The organism is Streptomyces sp. NPDC051136 (assembly GCF_044455745.1).
Taxonomy (GTDB): Bacteria; Actinomycetota; Actinomycetes; order Streptomycetales; family Streptomycetaceae; genus Streptomyces.
Window position 1 is genome coordinate 153,491 of the sequence record NZ_JBITFE010000004.1, and the last position, 21,982, is coordinate 175,472.

The following is a 21,982-nucleotide window of genomic DNA, read 5'->3' on the forward strand; positions in this document are numbered from 1 at the left end:
GCGGTCCGCCGGCACGGGGGGCGGGGAAGCGGGCGCGGGCATGGGCTTGGGCGGGGAACGTCACTCCAGTACCCGGGAGCCGCCGACCGGCAGGTCCCACAGGCGGTCGCGGGCCAGGCCCGCCTGCTGCCAGGCGGCGCGTACGCGGGTGAGGGGTTCCAGGACCGGTTCCGCGGACAGGACGAAGGTGCCCCAGTGCATGGGCGCCATGTGGCGCGCGCCGACGTCCTGGGCGGCCCGCACCGCCTCCTCCGGGTCGCAGTGCACGTCGCTGAGCCACCAGCGGGGGTCGTAGGCCCCGATGGGCAGCAGGGCGAGGTCGATGCCGGGGTAGCGGCGGCCGATCCGGGTGAACCAGTGGCCGTACCCGGTGTCACCGGCGAAGTAGACGCGCCGGCCGTCGGGATCGGTGAGCACCCAGCCGCCCCACAGGGTGCGGCACGTGTCGGTGAGGCTGCGCTTGGACCAGTGGTGGGCCGGGACGAAGTCGAACCGGACCCCGTTCAGCTCGGTCGCCTCCCACCAGTCCAGCTCGGTGACGCGGGTGAAGCGGCGGCGGTGGAACCAGCGGCCCAGACCGGCGGGCACGAGGACGGGGGTGTCGCGCGGGAGCCTGCGCAGGGTGGGGGCGTCCAGGTGGTCGTAGTGGTTGTGGCTGATGACGACGGCGTCGACGCGCGGCAGCGCGCTCCAGGAGACGCCGACGGGGGTGATCCTGGCCGGAGTGCCCAGGATCCGGCGGGACCAGACCGGGTCGGTGAGCACGGTGAGGCCGCCGATCCGCACCACCCAGCTGGCGTGTCCGGCCCAGGTGACGGCGACGGTGCGCGTGTCCACGCGGGGCAGCGGGCCGGGGGCGCAGGGCAGCCGCGGGATGTCGGCGAGTCCGCCGGGGCCGGGTCTGACCGCGCCCTCGCGGGCGAACCGGGCGAGGGCCTTCAGGCCGGGCAGCGGCGCGGTCAGCCGGTCGTGGAAGGTCCGCGGCCACACCCGGCGCTCGGCCGGCGGCCGGGGCCGGGCGAGCCGCGGGTGGTCGGGGGCGGTGTCGGTGTGCTCGGCGGACGTGGGGGTGCTCGTGGTCGACCGGGGCTGCTGCGTCATCGAGGGGGCTCCCATCGCTGAGCGTCGCGGAGACCGTCGAAGACCGCCTTCAGACCGGTCAACGCGCTTTGTACGTGTGGCAGTTCCAACGGGTCCTGGGAGGTGAGGGCTTCGCTGTGCCGCTCGTCGGTGCCCGCGTCGAGCAGGGGGCCGGTGGCGAGCCGGACGCGCAGGGCCGGCAGGTCGTCGCCGAAGCGGTGGCCGCCGGGGGCGGGCAGGCCGAGCCGGGCGGTGAGGAAGTCCTCCAGTTCCTGGGCGTCGCCGACGCCCTCGGCTACGAGCGCGTCGCGCAGCGGGCCCAGGTCGGCGTACAGGTGGCGGCCGGCCTGTGGGGGGCGGGCGGTGGCGCCCGCCGCGACGACGGTCTCGTGCACGGCGGCGGCCAGGCGCGCGTGCAGACCCACCGAGGCCGCCCGGCGGGCGGTGACCGGCTCGGGTTCGTCGAGCGCGTACCCGGCCGCGGCGGCGACGGGTGCGGCGACGCGGGCACCGAGCGCGGTGAGCACGTCGAGCACGCGCGCGTGCAGACCGTCGCCCGCGGCGGAGGCGGGGAACCGGGCGACGGCGGCCGGCCAGGCGGCCGGCAGCAGCGAGCCCGCCAGGTCGGTGACGACGGTGACCCGCTCGGGCAGCATCTCGGCGGGGCTGAGGATCACGGTGGCGTGCGGGTCGTGCAGGGTGTCGCGCCAGGTCTCGTCGCTGACCAGGTGCAGCCCTTCGGCGGCGGCGACCTCGACGGTCTCGTGCAGCAGCTCGGGCGGCGCGACGGTACCGGTCGGGTCGTCGGCGACGGACAGCACGAGCAGACGGGGGCGGCAGCCCTCGGCGCGGACCCGTCGGACGGTCTCCAGGAGCGCGTACGGGTCGGGTACGCCCCCGGACTCGGCCGGGGTGGGCACGCGGAAAACGGGCCGGCCGAGCAGCCGTGCGTACGGTGCCCACCAGGCGGCGCAGGGACGGGGCACCAGGACGTCGCCGCCCAGCGCGGCGGTCAGCGCCAGCAGCAGGGCGCCCGCGCCGGGGGCGGCGGCCACGTGACCGGGCTCGGTGGTCAGGCCGCGCCGGTCCCAGTAGCCGCACGCGGAGTCCAGGAGGGCGGGGGCGCCGCCGGCCGGTTCGCCCCGGGGGCGGCCCGCGGCGGCGGCGAGTACGGCGGCCAGTTCGGGCAGCACCGGCAGCCCGTCGTCGGGGAAGTCCGGGCCGTACCGGACGGGGCCGTGCCCCGCGGGGCGGGAGCCATCGCCTCCGCCCGGGCCGGGAGGGCCGGCGGGGTGGCGGCGGCCCGAGAGGCCGGTGGCCGGACCGCCGGGCCCCGCCACCGGACCGCCGGGCCCGTTGGCCGGGCCTTCGGGTCCCGTGGCCGGGCCTTCGGCGTCCGTGCGCCGCATGCGTACCTCCGCGCGGTCCGTGCCGTCTGTCCGTCCGTGCCGTGCCTGTCTCCGTCGCCCCGTCCGCCCGTCCGCTGCTCGCCGGTCCCTGTACTCACGTACCCACCGTGGCGCCCCGCCATGGCTCGGGCCGGCTGCCGCTTGCCGGGTCGCGGGCGCACCGGCGTCCGTGACGGGTCAGCGTTCCCCGTCCTCCCCGCGCAGGCGCAGCCGCAGCCGGTGGCCGGCGGCGCCGCACGCGCCCGCGATCAGGACGGCCCCGGCGACCAGGGCCGGCACGGAGTCGCCGAAGGTCCCCCCGGCACCGGCCCGTACCCCGTGCTCGGCCTTCGCTCCGCCGCAGGACGTGCCCTGCGGCGAGGACCCCTCGTGCGGGGTGCCGATGTCGGGGCACGCCGGCGCGGTGGGGGCGCAGGACGCGCCGCGCGGGGAGGCGCCCGTGCGCGGGGCGGCGGGTTCGCGGCAGGCCGGCTGGGCGGTACCGGTGCCGCCCTCGTCCGGCACGGTCATGGTCGCGCTCCAGGGGTCCTCGCCGCCGGAGGCGTCCGGGCAGGCCCCGTCGACGGTCCAGTCCTCCGCGCCGCCCGTACCGTCCGCGGCACCACCCTCGGTAGCTTCCGTGCCCGTCGCCTCCGGGTCGGCCGGATCCGCCGGATCCGCCGGGTCGGCCGGGGCCGCCGGGTCGGCCGCGAAGTCCTCGGCCGCGGCTATGCGCGCGGTGCCCCGGTAGGCGGGCCCGGACGTCGTTCCCGCGTCGTCCGCCACCTTGCGCAGGGCGACGGTGCCCTCCTCGAAGGCCGGGGAGGTGGCGTCGAGGCTCGCCGGTGCGGCCCCGCCGGTCGGGCCGCACGAGACGGAGACGGTGACCGTGTCGCCCGGGGCGGCGTCCGCCGGACTGACCTGCGCGGCGGCTCGTCCGGCGGCCGGGGGGAGGGCCTCCTCGGCGGACGGCGGGGGTACGGCCTCCGGGTCGCCGGCCGGGGGCGGGGCGGGGGGTTCCCCGGCGTCGGCGGGAGGTGGCGGCACGACCGGGTCGGCCGCACCGGCCCCCGCGCAGACACCGAGGGCGGCACTGGCCAGGACGGCGACGGACAGGGCGCGGGCGGTGCGGCGCATGGGACGGGCTCCTTCGAGCGACGGCTGCGGGGGCGCGGCACTCGCGCCCTCGGGCCATCACAGCCCGCCCGGCGGAGCGACGCCCGTCACCGTGCGCCGTTCGCGCTAACCCTCCGTCCGGGTGGGTGAGCGAGAGGTTTCGGGACGCCCGGCTCCCGCGGTGCGCCCTCCCGCGACGCCCTCTGCCTCAGGCGCCCGGTTCCGGGTCCCGCATCACCTGTTCGCGCACCCGGTCGCAGCAGCGGGTGATCAGGCGGGAGACGTGCATCTGGGAGATGCCGAGCTGTTCGGCGATGCGGCTCTGGGTCATGTCGTCGAAGAAGCGCATGTAGAGGATGGCGCGCTCGCGCGGAGGCAGGGCGGCCAGCCGGTTCTTGACGGCCTCGCGGTCGACGACCGTGTCGAGGGCCGGGTCGGGGGCGCCGAGCGCGTCGCCGAGCGAGTAGCCGTCCTCGCTGCCGGGCAGTTCGGCGTCCAGGGAGAGGGCCGTGAAGCTCTCCAGGGCCTCCAGGCCGACCCGCACGTCCTCTTCGCTCAGGTCGGCGTGCTCGGCGATCTCCGCGACGCTGGGGTTGCGGCCCGAGACGGTCTGCGACAGGTCCTGGCGGGCGAAACGGACGCGGTTGCGCAGTTCCTGCACCCGGCGCGGCACGTGCAGGGTCCACATGTGGTCGCGGAAGTGTCGCTTGATCTCGCCGGTGACGGTCGGCACGGCGTAGCTCTCGAAGGCGTTGCCGCGCTCGGGGTCGTACCGGTCGACGGCCTTGACGAGGCCGAGGGCGGCGACCTGCCGCAGGTCCTCGTAGCTCTCGCCGCGGCTGCGGAAGCGTCCCGCCAGCCGTTCGGCCATGGGCAGCCAGGCCTCCACGATCCGGTCGCGCACGGCGTCGCGCTCGGGACCGTCGGGGAGGGTGGCCAGCCGGCGGAACGCGTCGGCCGTGTCGGGGGCGTCGTCGTGCGGGTGCTTCACGCTGGCGTGGATCGGCATGTGCGTCGCAGCTCCCTCGGAGTGCGGGGTCCCGTCGCCGTGCCGGACGATGATCCGTCCGGCCGGGCCCGCACGGGAGGCGGCCGGGTTCTGGCGGTGTCCGGCTCACGGCGCGGGCGGCACCGGTACGACGACGCGGGCCCTGGAGGTCGGGCGGTCACCGTGGGAGGACGTCCAGCCCGCTCGGACGCATCCGGGGCGGCGTCGCGCCGCTCCCACGGACGTGCCTCCTGTCCGAAGCACTGAACTTGCGCCTGCCCCCTGCCTCCCACGGCAAACACCCGATTTTTCAGCCCTTGCGCGGCTGGTGGAAGCGGATCATGTTGCCGGCCGGGTCGCGGAAGGCGCAGTCGCGGACGCCGTAGGGCTGGTCGACCGGTTCCTGGAGGACCTCGGCGCCCGCGGCGCGGAGGTGTTCGAAGGTGGCGTCGACGTCGTCGGTGCTGAGGATGACGCCGCGCAGGTGACCCTTGGCCAGCAGTGCGGCCATGGCCTCCTTGTCGGCGGCCGACGCGTTCGGGTCGGCCAGCGGGGGTTCGAGGACGATGTCCACGTCGGGCTGGGCCGGGGAGCCGACCGTCACCCAGCGCATGCCCTCGAACCCGACGTCGTTGCGGACCTCCAGGCCGAGCACGTCCCGGTAGAAGGCGAGCGCCTTGTCATGGTCGTCGACGGCGATGAAGCACTGCGAGAGGTTGATGTCCATGCACGTCACGCTAAGGGCGGTGGCGCGGACGCCGCTTCTCCGTTCCTGACCGACTCGCGGTCCCCGGCCGGCGTCCTGCCCCCCGACCGACGCGCGGCCTGCCGTGCGACGCGGGTCGGCCGTGCGACGCGGTCGCCGGCATCGGCGACGGCGCGGGGCGCCCCGTCCGCCGCCGTCCGGCGACCCGCCCCTGGCCGGCCCGGTGCCGCCGGCCGGTCAGCCCTTGCGCCCCGGCTCCCCGTTCCGCACCGGCCGGGTGTGGACCTTGGCGACGCAGGCCGGGACGGCGGCGCCGTCGGAGTGGTCGCGGTCCCGGTAGGCGCTCGGGCTCTCGCCGACCAGTTCGGTGAAGCGCGAGCTGAACGACCCCAGCGAGGTACAGCCCACCGCGAAGCAGACCTCGGTGACGCTCATGTCGCCGCGCCGCAGCAGCGCCATGGCGCGTTCGATGCGGCGCGTCATCAGGTAGCTGTACGGCGTCTCCCCGTAGGCGGCGCGGAAGCTGCGGGAGAAGTGGCCGGCCGACATGAGGGCGACGCGCGCCAGCGCCGGCACGTCGAGCGGCTCGGCGTACTCGCGGTCCATCAGGTCGCGGGCCCGCCGCAGCCGGGCCAGGTCCTCCAGCGTCGTCACCCGGTCACCATCCCACAGCGCCGGACGCCCCGGACAGGGCTTCCGGCGCCGAGGGGCGCGGCTGCCGTCGGCCTCAGGCGCCGACGTAGGCGGCGAGGTGCTCGCCGGTGAGGGTGGAACGGGCGGCGACGAGGTCGGCCGGGGTGCCCTCGAAGACGACCCGGCCGCCGTCGTGTCCTGCACCGGGGCCGAGGTCGATGATCCAGTCGGCGTGCGCCATGACGGCCTGGTGGTGCTCGATGACGATGACCGACTTCCCGGCGTCGACGAGACGGTCGAGCAGGCCGAGCAGCTGCTCGACGTCCGCGAGGTGCAGCCCCGTGGTGGGCTCGTCGAGGACGTAGACCCCGCCCTTCTCGCTCATGTGCGTGGCCAGCTTGAGCCGCTGCCGCTCGCCGCCGGACAGCGTGGTGAGCGGCTGGCCGAGGGTGAGGTAGCCGAGGCCGACGTCGGAGAGCCGCTGGAGGATCCGGTGCGCGGCCGGGGTGCGCGCCTCCCCGGTGCCGAAGAACTCCTCGGCCCGGTCGACCGGCATCGCCAGCACCTCGCTGATGTCGCGGCCGCCGAAGCGGTACTCCAGCACGGCGGGCTGGAACCGCTTGCCCTCGCAGTCCTCGCAGGGTGCGGCGACGCCGGCCATCATCGCCAGGTCGGTGTAGATGACACCGGCGCCGTTGCAGGTGGGGCAGGCGCCCTCGGAGTTGGCGCTGAACAGGGCCGGCTTCACGCCGTTGGCCTTGGCGAAGGCCTTGCGGATCGGGTCGAGCAGTCCGGTGTACGTCGCCGGGTTGCTGCGCCGCGAGCCCTTGATGGGGCTCTGGTCGACCGATACGACGTCGGCGCCGGCCGGGACCGAGCCGTGGATCAGGGAGCTCTTGCCGGAGCCCGCCACGCCGGTGACCACGCAGAGCACGCCGAGCGGGACGTCGACGTCGACGTCCTGGAGGTTGTGCCGGCGGGCGCCGCGGATCTCCAGGGCTCCGGTGGGCTTGCGGACCGACTCCTTGAGGGCGGCCCGGTCGTCGAGGTGGCGGCCGGTGACGGTGTCCGCGGCCCGCAGTTCCCCGACGGTGCCCTGGAAGCAGACGGTGCCGCCCGCCGTGCCGGCGCCGGGGCCGAGGTCGATCACGTGGTCGGCGATCGCGATGGCCTCCGGCTTGTGCTCGACGACGAGGACGGTGTTGCCCTTGTCCCGCAGGCGCAGCAGCAGGTCGTTCATGCGCTGGATGTCGTGGGGGTGCAGTCCGACGGTGGGCTCGTCGAAGACGTACGTCGTGTCGGTGAGCGAGGAACCGAGGTGGCGGACCATTTTGACGCGCTGTGCCTCGCCGCCGGACAGGGTGCCCGCCGGCCGGTCGAGCGAGAGGTAGCCGAGCCCGATCTCCACGAAGGAGTCGAGGGCGTCCCGCAGGGCCGTCAGCAGCGGCGCCACCGAGGGCTCGTCGAGGTCGCGGACCCATCCGGCCAGGTCCCGGATCTCCATCGCGCAGGCGTCGGCGATGCTGATCTTCCCGATCCGGGACGACCTGGCGCCCTCGCTCAGCCGGGTGCCCTCGCACTCGGGGCAGGTGGTGAAGGTGACGGCCCGCTCCACGAACGCCCTGATGTGCGGCTGCATCGCCTCCTTGTCCTTGGACAGGAACGACTTCTGGATCTTCGGGATGAGGCCCTCGTAGGTGAGGTTGACGCCGTTGACCTTGACCTTGACCGGTTCGCCGTGGAGGAAGTCCCGCAGTTCGGTGTCGGTGTAGTCGCGGATCGGCTTGTCCGGGTCGACGAAGCCGGACTGGGCGTACACCTGCACCGTCCACTGGCTGTCCGACTTCCAGCCGGGGATGGTGAAGGCCCCCTCGGCGAGCGACTTGGAGTCGTCGTAGAGCTGGGTGAGGTCGATGTCGGAGACGGTGCCGCGGCCCTCGCAGTGGGTGCACATGCCGCCGGTGCGCTGGAAGGTCGCCTTCACCGCCTTCTTGGCGCCCCGCTCGACGGTGATCGCGCCGCTGGCCCGGACCGAGGCGGTGTTGAAGGAGTACGCGCTGGGCGGGCCGATGTGCGGCTCGCCGAGGCGGCTGAAGAGGATGCGCAGCATCGCGTTGACGTCGGTGGCGGTGCCGACGGTGGAGCGGGGGTCGGCGCCCATGCGCTGCTGGTCCACGATGATCGCGGTGGTCAGGCCGTCCAAGACGTCCACCTCGGGCCGCGCGAGGGTGGGCATGAAGCCCTGGACGAACGCGCTGTAGGTCTCGTTGATCAGCCGCTGCGACTCGGCGGCGATCGTGTTGAACACCAGCGAGCTCTTGCCCGAGCCGGAGACGCCGGTGAACACCGTCAGCCGGCGCTTGGGGATCTCGACGCTGACGTCCTTGAGGTTGTTCTCACGGGCGCCGTGCACACGGATCAGGTCGTGGCTGTCGGCGGCGTGCGCACCGGACGCCCGCGGGTCCGTCCTCTTGGCGCTGCTCATCGTCTCTCCGTCCGTCGGGGGCTCGTCGAGGTGACGCCCTCGGTGCCTCGTGGTCACACGCTAGAGGGGGCGCCGCGGCCCGCGCTTCTCGATTCCTGATCCGGCGGAAATCGGAACGGACCCGTCCGGGGGATTCCGTGTCGGCCCGCGGTGTCCGGGTACGCGGTCGGCACCCGTTCAGGATGTGGAGGGAGACATGCAGCGAGGCAGCGACCGGATGAGCGTCCACCGCGACGACGAGATGAAGCACGAACTGCAGGGTCTGCTCCGGTCCGGGCACTCCACCCGCACCGAGGAGTGGAACGACCCGGAACCGGCCGCCGAGGACGATCCGGACGTCATGTACGGACCGGTGACGCCGGGTCGCGGACCGACGTACCTGGAGGCCCTGCGGCTGGAGCTGGCCCGGAACCTGACCCGGGGCAGCTTTCCCGCGGGACCGCGGGAACTGACCCGCACCCTGCGCCGGGGCAACGCGCCGGACGCCCTCGTCGAAGGGCTGGACCGGCTGCCGCACAAGGCGCGCTACGACAACGTCCAGGAGCTGGCGGTGGCCCTCACCGAGAGCGGCCCGTCCGGACCCTCCGGTACGTGAAGACCCCTCCGGTACGTGAAGGAAGGAAATCCGAACTCCATGCGCATCGCATTCCTCACCGCGCCCGAAGGCGTGGAACAGGTCGAACTGACCGAGCCGTGGAAGGCCGCGAAGGACGCCGGTCACGAGCCGGTGCTCGTCTCCACGCAGTCCGGTGAGATCCAGGGCTTCAACCATCTCGACAAGGCGGACACGTTCCCGGTCGACGAGGTGGTGGGCAACGCGTCCGCCGACTCGTTCGGCGGCCTCGTGCTGCCCGGCGGGGTGGCGAACCCGGACTTCCTGCGGACCGACGAGAAGGCCGTGTCGTTCGTCAGGGACTTCTTCGAACAGGGCCGGCCGGTGGCGGCCATCTGCCACGCGCCGTGGACCCTGATCGAGGCGGACGTGGTCCGCGGCCGGACCGTGACCTCCTGGCCGAGTCTGCGGACGGACCTGCGCAACGCGGGTGCCACGTGGGTCGACGAGCAGGTGCAGGTCTGCCACGAGGGCGGCAACGTCCTGGTCACCAGCCGCAAGCCGGACGATCTGAAGGCGTTCTGCGAGACCTTCCTGGCCCAGTTCGCCAAGGCGGGCGGCTGAGCCGGGGCTGCTGACGCGCCGGTCCGGGAGAACCGCCGGGCCGACCGCACCGCATCGACCTGCGGGCCACCGGTGACGTACCGATCGCCGGTGGCCCGCGGCCGTGCTCAGCCGCCGGGCGCGGCGCCCTGGCCGCAGCCGCGTTCCCGGGCGCCCTCGCGGGTGCGGCCGGGGGCCACCGGGCGCCTGGGGTTGCGGCGCAGCCACTCGCCCTCCAGCCCGGCCATGCGGTCGTTGTGGGCCCGCAGCGCGTCGTTCGACCCGTACAGCAGGGTGTCGTGGCGCGTGCGGTGGATGGTCTCCAGCTCTTTCATCAGCTGCTGGTCGTCCAGTCTGCCCGGGTCCACTCCGGTCACGGTGTCGTCCCGCGTGTCGTGTTCGTTCATGCGTCCCGGGTACCCGCCCCGGAGCACTACGACCCCCGAGCGGCACCCGGGAGGGCAGCCACATGGACCTCGCGTTTCTGCACCCCCTCTACGAGCATCAGGGACCCTGGGCCTCCGTCTACGTCGACCTCTCCCGGCACACGGAGGACACCGCCCACGAGCGTGAGCTGACGGCCGCCGCGGTGGCCCGGGAGCTGGCGGAGCAGGGCGCGGACGACGCCACCTGCCAGGCGGTGCGCAAGGCGGTCGACGAGCTGCGGCACGCCTCCGACCCGCACGGGCGGGCGCTGTTCGCGTGCGCGGGCCAGGTGGTCCTCGACCCGCCGCTGGCCCGCCCGCCGTACGGCGGGACCACGGCCGACTGGGCCCCGCTGCCGCACGTCACGCCGCTGCTGGACCTGGCGGGAGAGGACCCGGTGTGCGTGGTGGCCTACATCGACCGCAAGGGAGCCGACTTCGAGCTGCGCAGCGCGCTGGGCAGCTCCGACGCGGGCGGTGTCACCGGCAGGCAGTGGCCGCTGCACCGCACGAGCAGCTCGGACTGGTCGGAGCGCCACTTCCAGCTCCGGGTGGAGAACACCTGGGAGCACAACGCGGCGGAGATCGCGGACGCGCTCGCCGTGTGCCAGGAGGAGTCGGGCGCCGACCTGCTGATCCTGGTGGGTGACGACCGGGAGCGGCGGTCCGTGCACGAGCGGCTGCCGAAGCGCTTGCAGGAGCGCGTCGCCGAGGCCTCGCGGGGCGCCGGCAGCAGGCTGCTGGACGACGAGGTGGAGGGGTTGCGCGCCGACCACGTCCGCAGCCGCGCCCGGGAGGACCTGGACCGCTTCCTGGCCGCCCGGTCGCGGGACGACGAGGGCCGCTCCGGCGCGGCGGAGGGCGTGCCCGCGCTGGTCGAGGCCGCCCGTGAGCACCGCATCGACGAGCTGCTGGTCATCCCGGACGCCCCCGACACCCACCGTGAGGTGTGGATCGGGGAGGACGCCGACCAGGTGGCGGTGCGCCGTACCGAACTCACCACGCTCGGCGAGCAGAACTCCTGGTCGGCCCGGGCGGACGACGCCCTGCTGCGGTCGGCGGTGATGACCGGCGCTCCGGCGATCTCGGTGGCGCCGGTGCTGCCGCCGGAGACCGCGGAGAAGGCACCGGTGGGCGGACTGGGTGCGCTGCTGCGCTGGAAGTGATCCCGGCGGCGGTCCGGGCCCGCCGGCCGGTCCGCCCTCCCCCGCCGGTCAGCGCGCCCGCTCCACCCGGCGCTCGTCCCAGACCGGCTCCGGCGTCTCGCGCAGCCGCCCGTCGCTGCCGAAGACGAGGTAGCGGTCGAAGGAGCGGGCGAACCAGCGGTCGTGGGTGACCGCGAGGACGGTGCCCTCGAAGCCCTCCAGGCCTTCCTGGAGGGCTTCTGCCGATTCCAGGTCGAGGTTGTCGGTGGGCTCGTCGAGGAGCAGGGCGGTGACGCCCTGGAGTTCGAGCAGCAGGATCTGGAACCGGGCCTGCTGGCCGCCGGAGAGCCGGTCGAAGGGCTGTTCGGCCTGCTGGGTCAGCTCGTAGCGGCGCAGCCGGGACATGGCGGCGCCCCGGTCCTGGGCGTGCTCGGTCCACAGGATGTCCAGCAGGGAGCGGCCCAGCAGCTCGGGATGGGCGTGGGTCTGCGCGAAGTGGCCGGGCACCACGCGGGCCCCCAGCTTCCACGTCCCGGTGTGCGCGACGTCGTCGCCGGCCAGCAGGCGGAGGAAGTGCGACTTGCCGGAGCCGTTGGAGCCGAGGACCGCGACCCGTTCGCCGTAGAAGACCTCCAGGTCGAAGGGTTGCATCAGGCCGGTCAGTTCCAGCTGCTCGCAGGTGACGGCGCGGACGCCGGTGCGGCCGCCCTTCAGGCGCATCCTGATGTCCTGCTCGCGCGGCGGCTCGGGCGGCGGTCCGGCCTCCTCGAACTTGCGCAGCCGGGTCTGGGCGGCGCGGTAGCGGGACGCCATGTCCGTGCTGTTCTCCGCGGCCTGCCGCAGCGCCAGCACCAGCTTCTTCAGCTGGGCGTGCTTCTCGTCCCAGCGCCGGCGCAGTTCCTCGAAGCGGGCGAAGCGCTCGCGGCGGGCCTCGTGGAAGGTGGTGAAGCCGCCGCCGTGCACCCAGGCGTCGGCGCCCGCGGGTCCCGGCTCGACGGAGACGATCTTCTGGGCGGCCCGGGCGAGCAGCTCGCGGTCGTGGGAGACGAACAGCACGGTCTTGCGGGTCTCGGCGAGCCGCTCCTCCAGCCAGCGCTTGCCGGGCACGTCGAGGTAGTTGTCCGGCTCGTCGAGGAGCAGCACCTCGTCGGTGCCGCGCAGCAGCGCCTCCAGGACGAGGCGTTTCTGCTCACCGCCGGAGAGCGTGCTCACCTGCCGCCACTGGGCCTGCTCGTAGGGCACCCCGAGTGCGGCGGTGGTGCAGATGTCCCACAGGGTCTCGGCCTCGTACCCGCGCACCTCCGCCCAGTCGGCGAGCGCCTGCGCGTACGCGAGCTGCGCGGCCTCGTCGTCGACCGTCATGATCGCGTGCTCGGCGGCGTCGACGGCGCGTGCGGCGGTGCGGATCCGGGGCTGGGCCACGGACACCAGCAGGTCGCGCACGGTCGTCTCGTCGCGCACGGAGCCGACGAACTGGCGCATGACGCCGAGGCCGCCGGTGACGGTGACGGAGCCGCCGTGCGGTTTCAGCTCGCCGGCCAGCAGCCGCAGCAGGGTGGTCTTGCCCGCGCCGTTGGGCCCGACCAGGGCCACGACGGCCCCTTCGCCCACCCGGAAGGAGACGTCACCGAGGAGCGTCCTCCCGTCGGGGAGGTGGTATTCCAGGTGCGCGGCTTCGAGGTGACCCATGGGCCGGATTCTGCGGCTTCGGCGGTGCTCCGGGCAAACCGATTTCGGCCGTGCGCCGCGGGCCCGGAGCGCGTGGCGCGGACCACGGCAGGAAACCGCGTCCGCAGGGTAGGCGGGTCCCATGAGCCCCGACGTAGACCTCACCGTCCCCCTGCCCGGCCCGCGTCCGGTCCGCAACGGCTTCCTGCGGCTGGACCAGCGGGTGTTCGAGGCCGTCGCCGCCCGCACCTGGCCCGGCGCGGACCCCCTGCTGCCCCGGCTGAGCCGCAGCGCCAACCACGGAGTGCTGTGGTTCGCGGCGGGCGCCGCCCTGGCCGCCTCCCGTACGCCGAGGGCGCGGCGCGCCGCCGCCCGGGGGCTGGCCTCGCTGGGGCTGGCCTCGCTGACGATCAACACCCTCGGCAAGCGTTCGGTGCGCCGGCCCCGCCCGGTGCTGGACCCGGTGCCGCTGGTGCGGCAGCTGAAGCGGCAGCCGATCACGACGTCGTTCCCGTCCGGGCACGCCGCGTCGGCGGCCGCGTTCGCGACCGGCGTCGCGCTGGAGTCGCCGGCGTGGGGTACGGCGGTGGCCCCGGTGGCCGCCGCGGTCGCCCTGTCCCGGGTCTACACGGGCGTGCACTTCCCGAGCGACGTGCTGGCCGGTGCGGCCCTCGGGGTGGGGGCCGCGTTCGTCGTACGGAGCATGGTGCCGACGCGCGCCCAGCACATCCCGCCGGCCCGGCCGCGTGCCGAGGTGCCCGCGCTGCCCGGCGGCGAGGGGCTCGTCATGGTCGCCAACATCGCTTCGGGCACCTCGGACCGGGTGCGCGCGCTGTGCGACGCGCTGCCCGACGCGGAGGTCGTGGAGTGCGAGCCGGGGGACGTCCAGGCCGAACTCGAGAAGGCGGCCGGTCATGCCCGGGTGCTCGGGGTGTGCGGCGGCGACGGCACGGTGAACGCCGCGGCCGAGACCGCCCTGCGGCACGGGCTGCCGCTCGCGGTACTGCCCGGCGGCACGCTCAACCACTTCGCCTACGACCTGGGCGTGGAGGACGTACGCGGTCTGTGCGGGGCTCTGGAGCGGGGCGAGGGGGTGCGGGTGGACGTGGGCAGCTTCGCCTCCGGCGGGCGCCGCGGGATCTTCCTGAACACCTTCAGCCTGGGCGTGTACCCGGAGCTGGTCAACGAGCGGGAGCACTGGTCCCCCCGGATCGGCGGCTGGCCGGCCGGGGTGCTGGCTGCCGTGCGGGTGCTGCGCGCCGACCGGCATCCGCTGGAGGCCGAGGTCCGGGGCCGGCGGCGTCCGCTGTGGATGCTGTTCGCGGGCAACGGCACCTACCACCGCAGGGGCATCGCCTCGGGCCGCCGGCTCGACCTGGCGGACGGGCAGCTGGACGTGCGGGTGGTGCACGGCGGCCGTCGGCCGGCCCTGCGCCTGCTCTCCGCGATGCTCGCGGGGCCGCTGACCCGCTCTCCCGCCCACGCCGCGGTGCAGGTGCCCCGGCTGCGCCTGTCGGGGGTCGCGCCGGGCACGCTGATGGCGTACGACGGCGAGCTGACCGAGACCGAGGGCGACCTGACCCTGGAGAAGCTGCCCGAGGCGCTCACGGTGTACCGGCCGCTGCCCGGCGGCGGGCTGCTCTCCTGACCCCTTTCCTGCTTCCCGGCGGCCTCTGCCGACGACCTCTCCGGCGACCGTTCCTGACGGGCCGTCAGTCCATATAGCAGAACGGCGATCTCACCATGCGACTGTCGGGCGTATCGTGATCCCACTGCCGGAGAGGGGATCCACCATGCCGAGGCCGCACGAGACCGCCGTCTACACACACGGGCACCACGAGTCCGTGCTCCGCTCGCACACCTGGCGCACCGCCGAGAACTCCGCCGCCTACCTGCTCGGATCCCTGCTGCCGCACATGCGGGTGCTGGACATCGGCTGCGGGCCGGGCACCATCACCGCGGACCTGGCGGAGCGGGTCCCGGACGGTCACGTCACCGGCGTGGACCGGTCTGCGGAGATCGTGGAGCGGGCCCGGGCCACGGCCGCCGGGCGCGGGCTGGGCAACACCGACTTCGCGGTGGCGGACGTGCACGCGCTGGACTACCCGGACGACACCTTCTGCGTGGTCCACGCCCACCAGGTGCTCCAGCACGTGGGCGACCCGGTGCAGGCGCTGCGCGAGATGAAGCGGGTCGCCCGGCCGAACGGGATCATCGCCGTCCGCGATTCCGACTACGGGGCCATGACGTGGTTCCCCGCCTCCCGTGGCATGGACGACTGGCTCGACCTGTACCGCCGGGTGGCCCGCGCCAACGGCGGCGAGCCGGACGCCGGGCGCCGGCTGAAGGCCTGGGCCCTGGAGGCGGGGTTCACCGACATCACGGCGACCTCGGCCACCTGGACCTTCGCCGCACCGGAGGAGCGGGAGTGGTGGAGCGGCCTGTGGGCGGACCGCACCCTGGCATCGGCGTACGCCGAGCGCGCCACCGACGGGGGGCATGCGACGCCGGAGCAGTTGCGCGCCGTCTCGGCGGCCTGGCGGGAGTGGGGAAGGCTCCCGGAGAGCTGGTTCGGCGTCCTGCACGGGGAGATCCTGTGCCGCAAGGAGGCGGAGGCGGAGCCGACGCCTGCCCGGTGAACGGCAGGCTGCCCCGGGAGCGCTCACTCCCGGGGCGGCACGCGGTTCCCGCCGGGGGTGCTCACTCCCGGGGGAGCAGCGGTCCCAGCGGCCCGAGGTCCAGGTTCAGATCCTCGGGCCGCAGGCCGTAGCGGTCACGCAGTTCGGTCATGCGGTCGTCGAGGAGCATCAGGGTGAGTCCGATCCGCTCCTCCTGGTCCTCGCTCAGGTCGCCCTCGTCGAAGCGGCGCAGCGCCTGGCGTTCCATGAGCTGGCGCAGCAGCTCGACGACCGTCAGCACCAGCTTGATCAGGTCGCGCTCGACCGTGTCCGGCTCCAGGTCGAGACGGCGCTTGGGGGACTCGGGATGTTCGCTCACGTCAGTCCCCGAACGGTGAGGGGACGTTGCGGTTGACCGAGCTGATCAGCGCGTTCAGGTCGATGCGGACCAGGTCGACGTCCGCGATGCGCAGGGTGACGTCGCCGGTGATGACGACGCCGCCGGCCAGCAGCCGGTCGAGCAGGTCCACGAGGGCGACCTCACGTCGCTCCACGACGGTCACGGCCTCTCCCCCTCTCCCTCTCCTGCTGCTTGCCCTGTTCCCTCCGCCTCGGCCGCTTCCGGTCCCTCGCCCGCGAAGGAATAGGCCGCCCAGGGACCCGTGAGTTCCACGCGCATCCCGGGAACGTCGTCCTTCGTGCGGTCCACCGTCTCGACGAACTCCTCGGACGCTTCGCGGCCCACCAGGTAGGCGGCATTGAGGACGTTGCGTCCGGCGGCGCCGGAGAGGCGGGGGTTCTGCGGTGCGTGCAGCCGTGCGTCGTCGGCCCGGTCGGACAGCGTCGCGTGCAGCTTCGTGGCGAACTCCTCGGCCCTGCTCCACATGTCCTCGTTCGCCCGGGACTGCCGGCGGCGCTGCAGGAGGTAGTCCCGGCCCGAGGCGGGCTTCGGCGCGGGCCGGCTCGGCGCCGTTCCCTCGGCCCCCGCCTGCCCGGTCTTCTCCGCTTCGGCGTACACCTTCACGCCCCACTCCACCCGCCCTTCCAGCCGGCCGAGGGTGCGCCGGAAGGCCTCCTCGCGCTCCTGGAGCATCACGCGTACGCCGCTGTCGTCCCGGAAGACGGTGGCCAGCCGGAGCGGCAGCGGGGTGGTGACGGCCGTGAGCGCGTCGATGACCTGCTGGTGGGCGCGGGCGGTGGCGGTCAGCCAGTCCAGGTCCTCCAGGCGGGAGCGCAGCGCCTCCTCGCCGAAGTCGGACTCGGGCACGTGGCTGACGACGGCGACCAGGTCGCCGTGCGGCAGCAGCCGCGGCGGGTCGCCCGCCACCCCCGTGAGCTGGGCCTGGAGGGCCGCGTCGAAGGGGCGGCAGACGGCGTAGACGTAGCGCAGTCCGGTCACGGTGCCTCCCTCGGTACGCGGCCCGGGTCCAGCTCACGCAGGCGTTCGCGGAGTTCCGCGTTCTCCCGGGTGAGTTCGTCGTGCCGGGCGCGCGAGGACAGTGCGGGATCGCTCTCCCACCAGTCGATGCCCATCTCCTTGGCCTTGTCCACGGAGGCGACGACGAGCCGCAGCTTGATGGTCAGCAGCTCGATGTCGAGCAGGTTGATCTTGATGTCGCCCGCGATGACGACGCCCTTGTCGAGCACCCGCTCCAGGATGTCGGCGAGGTTGGCGCTCTGTCCTTGGCCGCCGTAGGGATCGGGCAGTCGGCTGGGGGTGGTCATCGACGGCTCCCGCCCTCGGCGTCCTCGTACTCGTCACGGGACGCGTACTCGTCCTCCCCGGCTTCCTTCTCCCCTTCGGGCTCCTCTTCGTACTCGCCCTCGGGCTCCTCCTCGTACTCCTCCTCGGCCTCCCCTTCGGGCTCCTGCTCGGCCTCTTCGGCCTCGCCCTCCGGTTCCTCCTCCTCGTACTCGCCCTCGGGCTCCTCTTCGTACTCACCCTCGGGCTCTTCCTCGTACTCGCCCTCGGGCTCCTGCTCCTGCTCTCCCTCTTCCTGCTCCTCCTGCTCCCGCTGCTGCTCCTCTTCCTCCTCCGCGACCGCGTCCTCGTGGCTCTTGACGACCTCGCCGTCGCGGATCTCGCCGCGCCAGCCGTCGTCCGCCTCGCCCTTGAAGGTGATGTGGCGGACGTAGTTCTTGAGGTCGAGGCGGGCCCGGCGGCCCTGGGCGCGCCAGATGTTGCCGGTCTTCTCGAACAGCCCCTTGGGGTAGTACTCGATGACCAGGACCACGCGGGTCAGGCTGTCGGCGAGCTCGTGGAAGCTGACGACGCCCTTGGTGGTGCCCTTGGCCCCCTCCGACGTCCAGGAGATCCGGTCGTCCGGCACCTGCTCGGTGGTCTTCGCCTTCCAGCTGCGGTTGGACCAGAAGACCTTCAGCTGCCAGTCGGAGGACGTGTCGTCGGCGCGGTTCGCGCTCTTGACGCCCTTGGCGAAGGTGCTGAAGTCCTGGTACTGGGTCCACTGGTCGTAGGCCGTGCGCAGCGGTACGCCGACGTCGACGTACTCGATGATGACCGTCGGCTTCTGACCGCCGCCCCCCTTCTTGCGGCCCTTGCCGCCCGTGAGGTTCTTGAAGGCGCCGACGACGTTGTCCTTCACCTTGCCCGCGCCGACCTCGAAGGCGGCCCGCATCGGGCTCTTGCCCTCGGCGAGCTTGCGTCCGCCGTCGAGGGCGAGCTTGGCGAACCCCGGGCTGTTGCCCTCGGCTATGTCGTTGAGCTTGCCGGTGGTCTCGCCGAGCTTGGTGCCGAAGCCGGTGAGCAGCCGGGTGGCCTGCGCGGCGAGGTACTCCTGCACCTCGGCCTTGAGGCGGTCGGCCGCCTCGCTCTGCGCCAGGTCGGCCAGCGGGTTCTTCTTCGCGGTGTCTCCCGCCTTGGAGGCCGCGGACCCCAGGGAGTCGCTCATCGCTCGCCACCGCCCTTCGGCTGCCGGGTGCCGGCGGCCTTCTTGCCTGCCGCCTTCTTGGCGGGCTGCGCGCGCTTCGCCGCGGCCTTCTTCACGGGGGCCTTGGCGGCGGCCTTCTTCGCGGGCGCCTTCCTGGCCGTCTTCCGTGCCTCGGACGCCGTCTTCTTCGCGGGCCGCTCGCGGCGCGGCGCGGGCCGCTCCTCGGGCTCCTCGGAGTCCTCGCGCCGGGCCTCGGGCTCCTCGCGCTCGTCGCCCTCGTCCTGCTCGTCGTACTCCTCGTACTCCGAGTCCTCCGAGGCCTCGGAGTCGCGGGAGTCGTCGGAGCCGACGCCGGGTGCCTTGGACGCCACGCCGGAGAGCTGGTCACGCACCTGAGCGGTGCGTCCCTGCAGTCGGTCGGCCAGCGCGCCCATCTGCCGCTCGACCAGGGCGCCCGAGGCCGCCTTGCCCACGCCCCGCAGGTCGGTGCGCAGCTGGTCCCCGATCTCCTTGAACTGCGGGTTGTTCTGCAGCTGCCCGGAGACGAGTTCGGCGATGCCCTTCGGCGTCAGGTTCAGCTTCTTGCCCGCCACCATGGTGCCCACGGCTACGGCGAGTTTCAGCTTCTTGGTCCGTCCCAGCAGATATCCGGCCCCTACCGCGAGGCCCAGTCCCACTCGATTCATGGTGCCGTCCCGTTGCCCAATCCCGCGCTCGTGCGCGTTGCGATCTCCAGCCGGTCGAGGAGCTCGTCCTCCTGCCGGTCGAACTCCTCCTCGGTGATCTCGCCGGCTTCCAGCTGCTCTTCCAGGCGGGCAAGTTCGGCCCGTACCGTGCCGGGGTCGTAGTAGATCCGCTCGGCTTCGTTCAGCACCTGTCTGATGGCCCAGGCGCTGCCGCGCGCCGGGGCGAGCGGCAGCAGCAGGACCTCCGAGATCAGTCCCATGTCCTCACTCCGCTCCGGCGTCCGCTCCCCCGGCCACCGTGCCCGCGGGCTCGGCGGGGCCGGGTTCGACGAAGCTGTACGGCGGCAGCGGGCCGTTGACCCGGACTTCCAGGTGCGGCATGCTGCCGCGTGCTTGCTCGACGGCGGCCAGGAACTCCTCGGCCGCCTCCCCCTTGACCAGGAACGAGACGTTGGCGAGCCAGCCGGTGGACTCGGGGCCCACGCTCACCGCGTCGGCGACCGGTTCCAGGGCGCGCTCCAGCGTGGTGGCGTCCTCGGCCTCCTTGTCCTTGACCGCGGCCGCGACCTTCTCGCCGAGCTGGATCTTCGTCTCGTAGGTGCCGCCGCCCGCCTTCCGGTTGGACTCGGCGAGGGCGCGGATCTCGGGGTTCTGGGCCATCACGTGGTGCAGGACGGCCTCTTCGACGTGACTGGCCTTGATGTTGTACTCGACCCGGCCGTCCAGCGCCCCGAGGCGTTCCGCGTAGTGCTCGGCACGCTCGGCGAGCACTCCGGTGACCGCCTCGTCGTCCGGGGCGACGCTGCCGAAGCGCATGGGCAGCACACAGCCGCCGGCGCCGACCTCGCTGAGCACGTTCTGGTGGGCGAGCAGTTCCCTGCGCTTGGGGCGCAGGCCCTCGGGAGCGTCGCTGACGACGGCCGCGAGGGCGCCCTCCTTGAGGATCCGCACCCCGCGTGGCGGGTCACCGACTCCGGCCGTGCCCTCGGGGAGCCCGGGGTGCGTGGCGGCCGTGATGCCGTAGACGTACGTACTCACTCCTGCTCCTCCTTCCGGCGCGAGGGCGCGGTCTTGCGGGCGCGCGGTCGCGAGGAGGTCTCGCGCTCGGAGCCGCTCTCGTCACGGGCCTGCTTGAACGCGTCGGAGATGGTCTCGGCGGCGCCGGACAGCGCCCCCTTGGACTTGCCCTTGGCGCCGGACTCGGTGATCGATCCGACCAGGTCGGGCAGGCCCGGGTCCTTGCGGGGCCCGGCCTCCAGGTCGAGCCGGTTGCATGCCTCGGCGAAGCGCAGATAGGTGTCCACGCTGGCGACGACGACACGGACGTCGATCTTCAGGATTTCGATACCGACCAGGGAGACGCGCACGAATGCGTCGATGACGAGCCCCCTGTCCAGAACAAGCTCAAGCACGTCGTAAAGGCCGCTGCTGCCGCCTCCGCCGCCGGTCTGTTGTGCCGGTACGACAGTCATGCCAGCTACTCCTCCGTCTTCTGTGGCTTGCGTTGCATCTGACTCGGGTCTTGCCGCGGCCTAACGGCCGCCGCGGGCGTCGGAGCGTCCGCGCTCGTAGCGGCGCACTCTCCGGTAGCCCGTGAGCTGTCCCTCCTCGTCCAGTTCCACCTGGTAGCTCGCCATCAGGCTCATCGTGTCGGGCACCCGCTCCAGCTCCAGGACCTCGACCTCGAGCGCCCAGCCGTCCTCCGTCTGCTCGAAGGACGACACGGACTCGGCGGTCATACCGGTGAGCTCCGCCAGCTGGGCTCGCGCCTCGCGCAGAACCTCCATGGGCTTGGGACGGCTCGACCTCTGTGAAGTTTGGGACTTTTGAGACGTATGTGACTTTTGTGAACTCTGTTGTGAGTCTTGCGAGTCGGATGTGTTTTTCGTGTTCGACATGGCCACCTCCCCCTCCGTGTGGCCGCATGTGTGTTCGCCAAACCTCGCCGGGCCCACGGGACCGCGCGGGCTGTTCACGCAGGGGTCCGGCCGCGCCGGGCGTGCAGGGGCCGCCGGGCGTTCAGCCGCGCAGCGCGTTCAGACGCCGCCGGGCGGGCCCCAGGGCACGGGGGCGGTCCATGATCCCGGCCCAGGGCCGGGTGCGGGCCTGCTCCACGGCGTCCGCGACGGTCCACCGGCGGGCGTGCAGGTCGGGGTCGTCCAGCTGGTCCCAGGAGATGGGCGTGGCCACGGGCGCGCCGGGGCGGGCGCGGACGGTGAAGGGGGCGACCGCGGTCTGCGCGTAGGCGTTGCGCTGGATGTCGAGGTAGAGCCGGTCCCCGCGGTCCTTCTTGCGGGCGGCGGTGGTGAGCCGGTCGGGGTGTTCCGCCGCCAGGACGTCGGCGACGGCTCGCGCGAACTCCCGTACGTCGTCGAAGTCCTGGCGTCCGTCCAGCGGGACGACGACGTGCAGCCCGCGGGAGCCGGTGGTCATCGGCGCAGAGGGCAGCTTCAGCTCGTCGAGCAGTTCCCGCAGCGGCCGGGCCGCCTCCCGGACCGCCTCGAAGTCGTCCCCGGCCGGGTCGAGGTCGAAGACCATGCGGTCGGGCCGGTCGATCCGTCCGGTCCGCGACAGCCAGCGGTGCAGGGTGAGCGCGGCCTGGTCGGCCAGGTACACGAGGGTGGCGGAGTCGTCGCAGACCGTGTGGCAGACCGTGCCGCCCTCCTTGCCCACCTCGACGCGGCCGATCCACTCCGGATAGTGCTCCGGTGTGTTCTTCTGCATGAACAGCGGCCCGTCCACCCCGTCCGGGTGCCGCTCCAGCATCAGGGGGCGGCCCCGCAGGTGGGGCAGCATGAAGGGGGCGACAGCACGGTGGTAGTCGACTAGATCGCCCTTGGTGTACTCCTCCGTGCCGTCGCCGCCCGCTGGGAAGAGCACCTTGTCCGGCCGGTGCACCTCCACGGCGTGCCGCCCGGCCCGCACGGTCCGCGCGCCGTCCCCGGGTCCCCGTCCGGTCCCGGCCCCGGTCCCCTTTCGGGTCCCGCTCCCGCCTCCGGT

General features: G+C 73.5%; 25 protein-coding genes. 5 read left to right on the forward strand and 20 right to left on the reverse strand.

The annotated features are described in order from the left end of the window. Positions 1-60: 60 nt before the first annotated feature. From ACIBCJ_RS13180 to ACIBCJ_RS13210, 7 genes are all read right to left on the reverse strand, one after another. Positions 61-1,101, reverse strand: coding sequence for an MBL fold metallo-hydrolase (locus tag ACIBCJ_RS13180; RefSeq protein ID WP_365978070.1), 1,041 nt, complete (start codon positions 1,099-1,101; stop codon positions 61-63). Beyond that, on the reverse strand, positions 1,098-2,489 hold the full coding sequence (locus tag ACIBCJ_RS13185) for an aminotransferase class I/II-fold pyridoxal phosphate-dependent enzyme (protein ID WP_365978071.1): 1,392 nt from the start codon (positions 2,487-2,489) through the stop codon (positions 1,098-1,100). The genes ACIBCJ_RS13180 and ACIBCJ_RS13185 overlap by 4 nt, the downstream gene beginning before the upstream one ends. Before the next feature lie 177 nt (positions 2,490-2,666). Further along, complete coding sequence (locus ACIBCJ_RS13190) at positions 2,667-3,605, reverse strand: hypothetical protein (RefSeq protein ID WP_365978072.1); 939 nt, start codon at positions 3,603-3,605, stop codon at positions 2,667-2,669. Positions 3,606-3,792: 187 nt separating this feature from the next. After that, positions 3,793-4,593 carry an RNA polymerase sigma factor SigF gene (locus ACIBCJ_RS13195; protein ID WP_362093735.1) on the reverse strand — a complete coding sequence of 267 codons (801 nt, stop codon included), beginning with the start codon at positions 4,591-4,593 and terminating at the stop codon, positions 3,793-3,795. Positions 4,594-4,882: 289 nt separating this feature from the next. Further along, a complete protein-coding gene (locus ACIBCJ_RS13200) occupies positions 4,883-5,299 on the reverse strand; it encodes a VOC family protein (protein ID WP_365978073.1) in 417 nt (138 codons plus the stop codon). A gap of 216 nt (positions 5,300-5,515) precedes the next feature. After that, positions 5,516-5,932 (reverse strand): helix-turn-helix transcriptional regulator, encoded by a 417-nt coding sequence (locus ACIBCJ_RS13205; protein WP_362093729.1) that lies wholly within the window; start codon positions 5,930-5,932, stop codon positions 5,516-5,518. Between the two features lie 73 nt (positions 5,933-6,005). Then, the gene (locus tag ACIBCJ_RS13210) at positions 6,006-8,396 is read right to left on the reverse strand and encodes an excinuclease ABC subunit UvrA (protein WP_362505134.1); all 2,391 of its coding nucleotides are present in this window, start codon (positions 8,394-8,396) and stop codon (positions 6,006-6,008) included. A 196-nt stretch (positions 8,397-8,592) separates the two neighbouring features. Between ACIBCJ_RS13210 and ACIBCJ_RS13215 the strand changes: the two genes are divergently transcribed. Further along, positions 8,593-8,991 carry a DUF2795 domain-containing protein gene (locus tag ACIBCJ_RS13215; RefSeq protein ID WP_362093724.1) on the forward strand — a complete coding sequence of 133 codons (399 nt, stop codon included), beginning with the start codon at positions 8,593-8,595 and terminating at the stop codon, positions 8,989-8,991. A 39-nt stretch (positions 8,992-9,030) separates the two neighbouring features. Next, the gene (locus ACIBCJ_RS13220) at positions 9,031-9,573 is read left to right on the forward strand and encodes a type 1 glutamine amidotransferase domain-containing protein (RefSeq protein ID WP_365978074.1); all 543 of its coding nucleotides are present in this window, start codon (positions 9,031-9,033) and stop codon (positions 9,571-9,573) included. Positions 9,574-9,680: 107 nt separating this feature from the next. On the opposite strand, the gene ACIBCJ_RS13225 is transcribed toward ACIBCJ_RS13220, so the two are convergent. Continuing rightward, positions 9,681-9,959 (reverse strand): DUF6158 family protein, encoded by a 279-nt coding sequence (locus ACIBCJ_RS13225; protein ID WP_133889262.1) that lies wholly within the window; start codon positions 9,957-9,959, stop codon positions 9,681-9,683. 62 nt (positions 9,960-10,021) lie between these two features. Between ACIBCJ_RS13225 and ACIBCJ_RS13230 the strand changes: the two genes are divergently transcribed. Then, the gene (locus ACIBCJ_RS13230; RefSeq protein WP_365978075.1) at positions 10,022-11,143 is read left to right on the forward strand and encodes a Vms1/Ankzf1 family peptidyl-tRNA hydrolase; all 1,122 of its coding nucleotides are present in this window, start codon (positions 10,022-10,024) and stop codon (positions 11,141-11,143) included. A 48-nt stretch (positions 11,144-11,191) separates the two neighbouring features. On the opposite strand, the gene ACIBCJ_RS13235 is transcribed toward ACIBCJ_RS13230, so the two are convergent. Beyond that, positions 11,192-12,811 (reverse strand): ATP-binding cassette domain-containing protein, encoded by a 1,620-nt coding sequence (locus ACIBCJ_RS13235; RefSeq protein WP_365978076.1) that lies wholly within the window; start codon positions 12,809-12,811, stop codon positions 11,192-11,194. A gap of 121 nt (positions 12,812-12,932) precedes the next feature. On the opposite strand from ACIBCJ_RS13235, the gene ACIBCJ_RS13240 reads away from it, so the two are divergent. Both ACIBCJ_RS13240 and ACIBCJ_RS13245 read left to right on the forward strand, forming a co-directional pair. Next, a complete protein-coding gene (locus ACIBCJ_RS13240) occupies positions 12,933-14,438 on the forward strand; it encodes a phosphatase PAP2 family protein (RefSeq protein WP_362093709.1) in 1,506 nt (501 codons plus the stop codon). A 145-nt stretch (positions 14,439-14,583) separates the two neighbouring features. Next, positions 14,584-15,429, forward strand: a complete 846-nt coding sequence (locus ACIBCJ_RS13245; RefSeq protein ID WP_365978077.1) for a class I SAM-dependent methyltransferase — start codon at positions 14,584-14,586, stop codon at positions 15,427-15,429. Positions 15,430-15,490: 61 nt separating this feature from the next. Here the strand turns inward: ACIBCJ_RS13245 and ACIBCJ_RS13250 are convergent, their stop codons facing one another. The 11 genes from ACIBCJ_RS13250 to ligD form a co-directional block, all read right to left on the reverse strand. Beyond that, the gene (locus tag ACIBCJ_RS13250) at positions 15,491-15,787 is read right to left on the reverse strand and encodes a gas vesicle protein K (protein ID WP_133889267.1); all 297 of its coding nucleotides are present in this window, start codon (positions 15,785-15,787) and stop codon (positions 15,491-15,493) included. Position 15,788: 1 nt separating this feature from the next. Continuing rightward, positions 15,789-15,971: a gas vesicle protein gene (locus tag ACIBCJ_RS13255; protein WP_362093702.1), complete on the reverse strand. Its 183-nt coding sequence runs from the start codon at positions 15,969-15,971 to the stop codon at positions 15,789-15,791. Beyond that, positions 15,968-16,807, reverse strand: coding sequence for a GvpL/GvpF family gas vesicle protein (locus tag ACIBCJ_RS13260; RefSeq protein ID WP_365978078.1), 840 nt, complete (start codon positions 16,805-16,807; stop codon positions 15,968-15,970). Before ACIBCJ_RS13260 ends, ACIBCJ_RS13255 begins: the two co-directional genes overlap by 4 nt. Further along, entirely contained in the window at positions 16,804-17,133 is a 330-nt protein-coding gene (locus ACIBCJ_RS13265; RefSeq protein WP_362093697.1) for a gas vesicle protein, read from the reverse strand. Before ACIBCJ_RS13265 ends, ACIBCJ_RS13260 begins: the two co-directional genes overlap by 4 nt. Continuing rightward, positions 17,130-18,317: an SRPBCC family protein gene (locus ACIBCJ_RS13270; protein WP_365978079.1), complete on the reverse strand. Its 1,188-nt coding sequence runs from the start codon at positions 18,315-18,317 to the stop codon at positions 17,130-17,132. Before ACIBCJ_RS13270 ends, ACIBCJ_RS13265 begins: the two co-directional genes overlap by 4 nt. Next, a complete protein-coding gene (locus ACIBCJ_RS13275) occupies positions 18,314-18,982 on the reverse strand; it encodes a DNA primase (protein WP_365978080.1) in 669 nt (222 codons plus the stop codon). Before ACIBCJ_RS13275 ends, ACIBCJ_RS13270 begins: the two co-directional genes overlap by 4 nt. Next, positions 18,979-19,242 (reverse strand): gas vesicle protein GvpG, encoded by a 264-nt coding sequence (locus ACIBCJ_RS13280; protein ID WP_133889272.1) that lies wholly within the window; start codon positions 19,240-19,242, stop codon positions 18,979-18,981. The genes ACIBCJ_RS13275 and ACIBCJ_RS13280 overlap by 4 nt, the downstream gene beginning before the upstream one ends. A gap of 4 nt (positions 19,243-19,246) precedes the next feature. Then, the gene (locus tag ACIBCJ_RS13285; RefSeq protein WP_362093684.1) at positions 19,247-20,020 is read right to left on the reverse strand and encodes a GvpL/GvpF family gas vesicle protein; all 774 of its coding nucleotides are present in this window, start codon (positions 20,018-20,020) and stop codon (positions 19,247-19,249) included. Continuing rightward, positions 20,017-20,454 carry a gas vesicle structural protein GvpA gene (locus tag ACIBCJ_RS13290; RefSeq protein ID WP_133889274.1) on the reverse strand — a complete coding sequence of 146 codons (438 nt, stop codon included), beginning with the start codon at positions 20,452-20,454 and terminating at the stop codon, positions 20,017-20,019. Before ACIBCJ_RS13290 ends, ACIBCJ_RS13285 begins: the two co-directional genes overlap by 4 nt. 60 nt (positions 20,455-20,514) lie before the next feature. After that, positions 20,515-20,880, reverse strand: coding sequence for a gas vesicle protein (locus tag ACIBCJ_RS13295; RefSeq protein ID WP_133889275.1), 366 nt, complete (start codon positions 20,878-20,880; stop codon positions 20,515-20,517). 121 nt (positions 20,881-21,001) lie between these two features. After that, on the reverse strand, positions 21,002-21,907 hold the full coding sequence (gene ligD, locus ACIBCJ_RS13300) for a non-homologous end-joining DNA ligase (RefSeq protein WP_365978081.1): 906 nt from the start codon (positions 21,905-21,907) through the stop codon (positions 21,002-21,004). Positions 21,908-21,982: the final 75 nt, after the last annotated feature.

Bases quoted from the DNA above. Each gene is read 5' to 3' on its own strand.
- ACIBCJ_RS13180 (WP_365978070.1), bottom strand. From the start codon at position 1,101: ATGACGCAGCAGCCCCGGTCGACCACGAGCACCCCCACGTCCGCCGAG.
- ACIBCJ_RS13185 (WP_365978071.1), bottom strand. From the start codon at position 2,489: ATGCGGCGCACGGACGCCGAAGGCCCGGCCACGGGACCCGAAGGCCCG.
- ACIBCJ_RS13190 (WP_365978072.1), bottom strand. From the start codon at position 3,605: ATGCGCCGCACCGCCCGCGCCCTGTCCGTCGCCGTCCTGGCCAGTGCC.
- ACIBCJ_RS13195 (WP_362093735.1), bottom strand. From the start codon at position 4,593: ATGCCGATCCACGCCAGCGTGAAGCACCCGCACGACGACGCCCCCGAC.
- ACIBCJ_RS13200 (WP_365978073.1), bottom strand. From the start codon at position 5,299: ATGGACATCAACCTCTCGCAGTGCTTCATCGCCGTCGACGACCATGAC.
- ACIBCJ_RS13210 (WP_362505134.1), bottom strand. From the start codon at position 8,396: ATGAGCAGCGCCAAGAGGACGGACCCGCGGGCGTCCGGTGCGCACGCC.
- ACIBCJ_RS13215 (WP_362093724.1), top strand. From the start codon at position 8,593: ATGCAGCGAGGCAGCGACCGGATGAGCGTCCACCGCGACGACGAGATG.
- ACIBCJ_RS13220 (WP_365978074.1), top strand. From the start codon at position 9,031: ATGCGCATCGCATTCCTCACCGCGCCCGAAGGCGTGGAACAGGTCGAA.
- ACIBCJ_RS13225 (WP_133889262.1), bottom strand. From the start codon at position 9,959: ATGAACGAACACGACACGCGGGACGACACCGTGACCGGAGTGGACCCG.
- ACIBCJ_RS13230 (WP_365978075.1), top strand. From the start codon at position 10,022: ATGGACCTCGCGTTTCTGCACCCCCTCTACGAGCATCAGGGACCCTGG.
- ACIBCJ_RS13235 (WP_365978076.1), bottom strand. From the start codon at position 12,811: ATGGGTCACCTCGAAGCCGCGCACCTGGAATACCACCTCCCCGACGGG.
- ACIBCJ_RS13240 (WP_362093709.1), top strand. From the start codon at position 12,933: ATGAGCCCCGACGTAGACCTCACCGTCCCCCTGCCCGGCCCGCGTCCG.
- ACIBCJ_RS13245 (WP_365978077.1), top strand. From the start codon at position 14,584: ATGCCGAGGCCGCACGAGACCGCCGTCTACACACACGGGCACCACGAG.
- ACIBCJ_RS13265 (WP_362093697.1), bottom strand. From the start codon at position 17,133: ATGACCACCCCCAGCCGACTGCCCGATCCCTACGGCGGCCAAGGACAG.
- ACIBCJ_RS13270 (WP_365978079.1), bottom strand. From the start codon at position 18,317: ATGAGCGACTCCCTGGGGTCCGCGGCCTCCAAGGCGGGAGACACCGCG.
- ACIBCJ_RS13275 (WP_365978080.1), bottom strand. From the start codon at position 18,982: ATGAATCGAGTGGGACTGGGCCTCGCGGTAGGGGCCGGATATCTGCTG.
- ACIBCJ_RS13280 (WP_133889272.1), bottom strand. From the start codon at position 19,242: ATGGGACTGATCTCGGAGGTCCTGCTGCTGCCGCTCGCCCCGGCGCGC.
- ACIBCJ_RS13290 (WP_133889274.1), bottom strand. From the start codon at position 20,454: ATGACTGTCGTACCGGCACAACAGACCGGCGGCGGAGGCGGCAGCAGC.
- ACIBCJ_RS13295 (WP_133889275.1), bottom strand. From the start codon at position 20,880: ATGTCGAACACGAAAAACACATCCGACTCGCAAGACTCACAACAGAGT.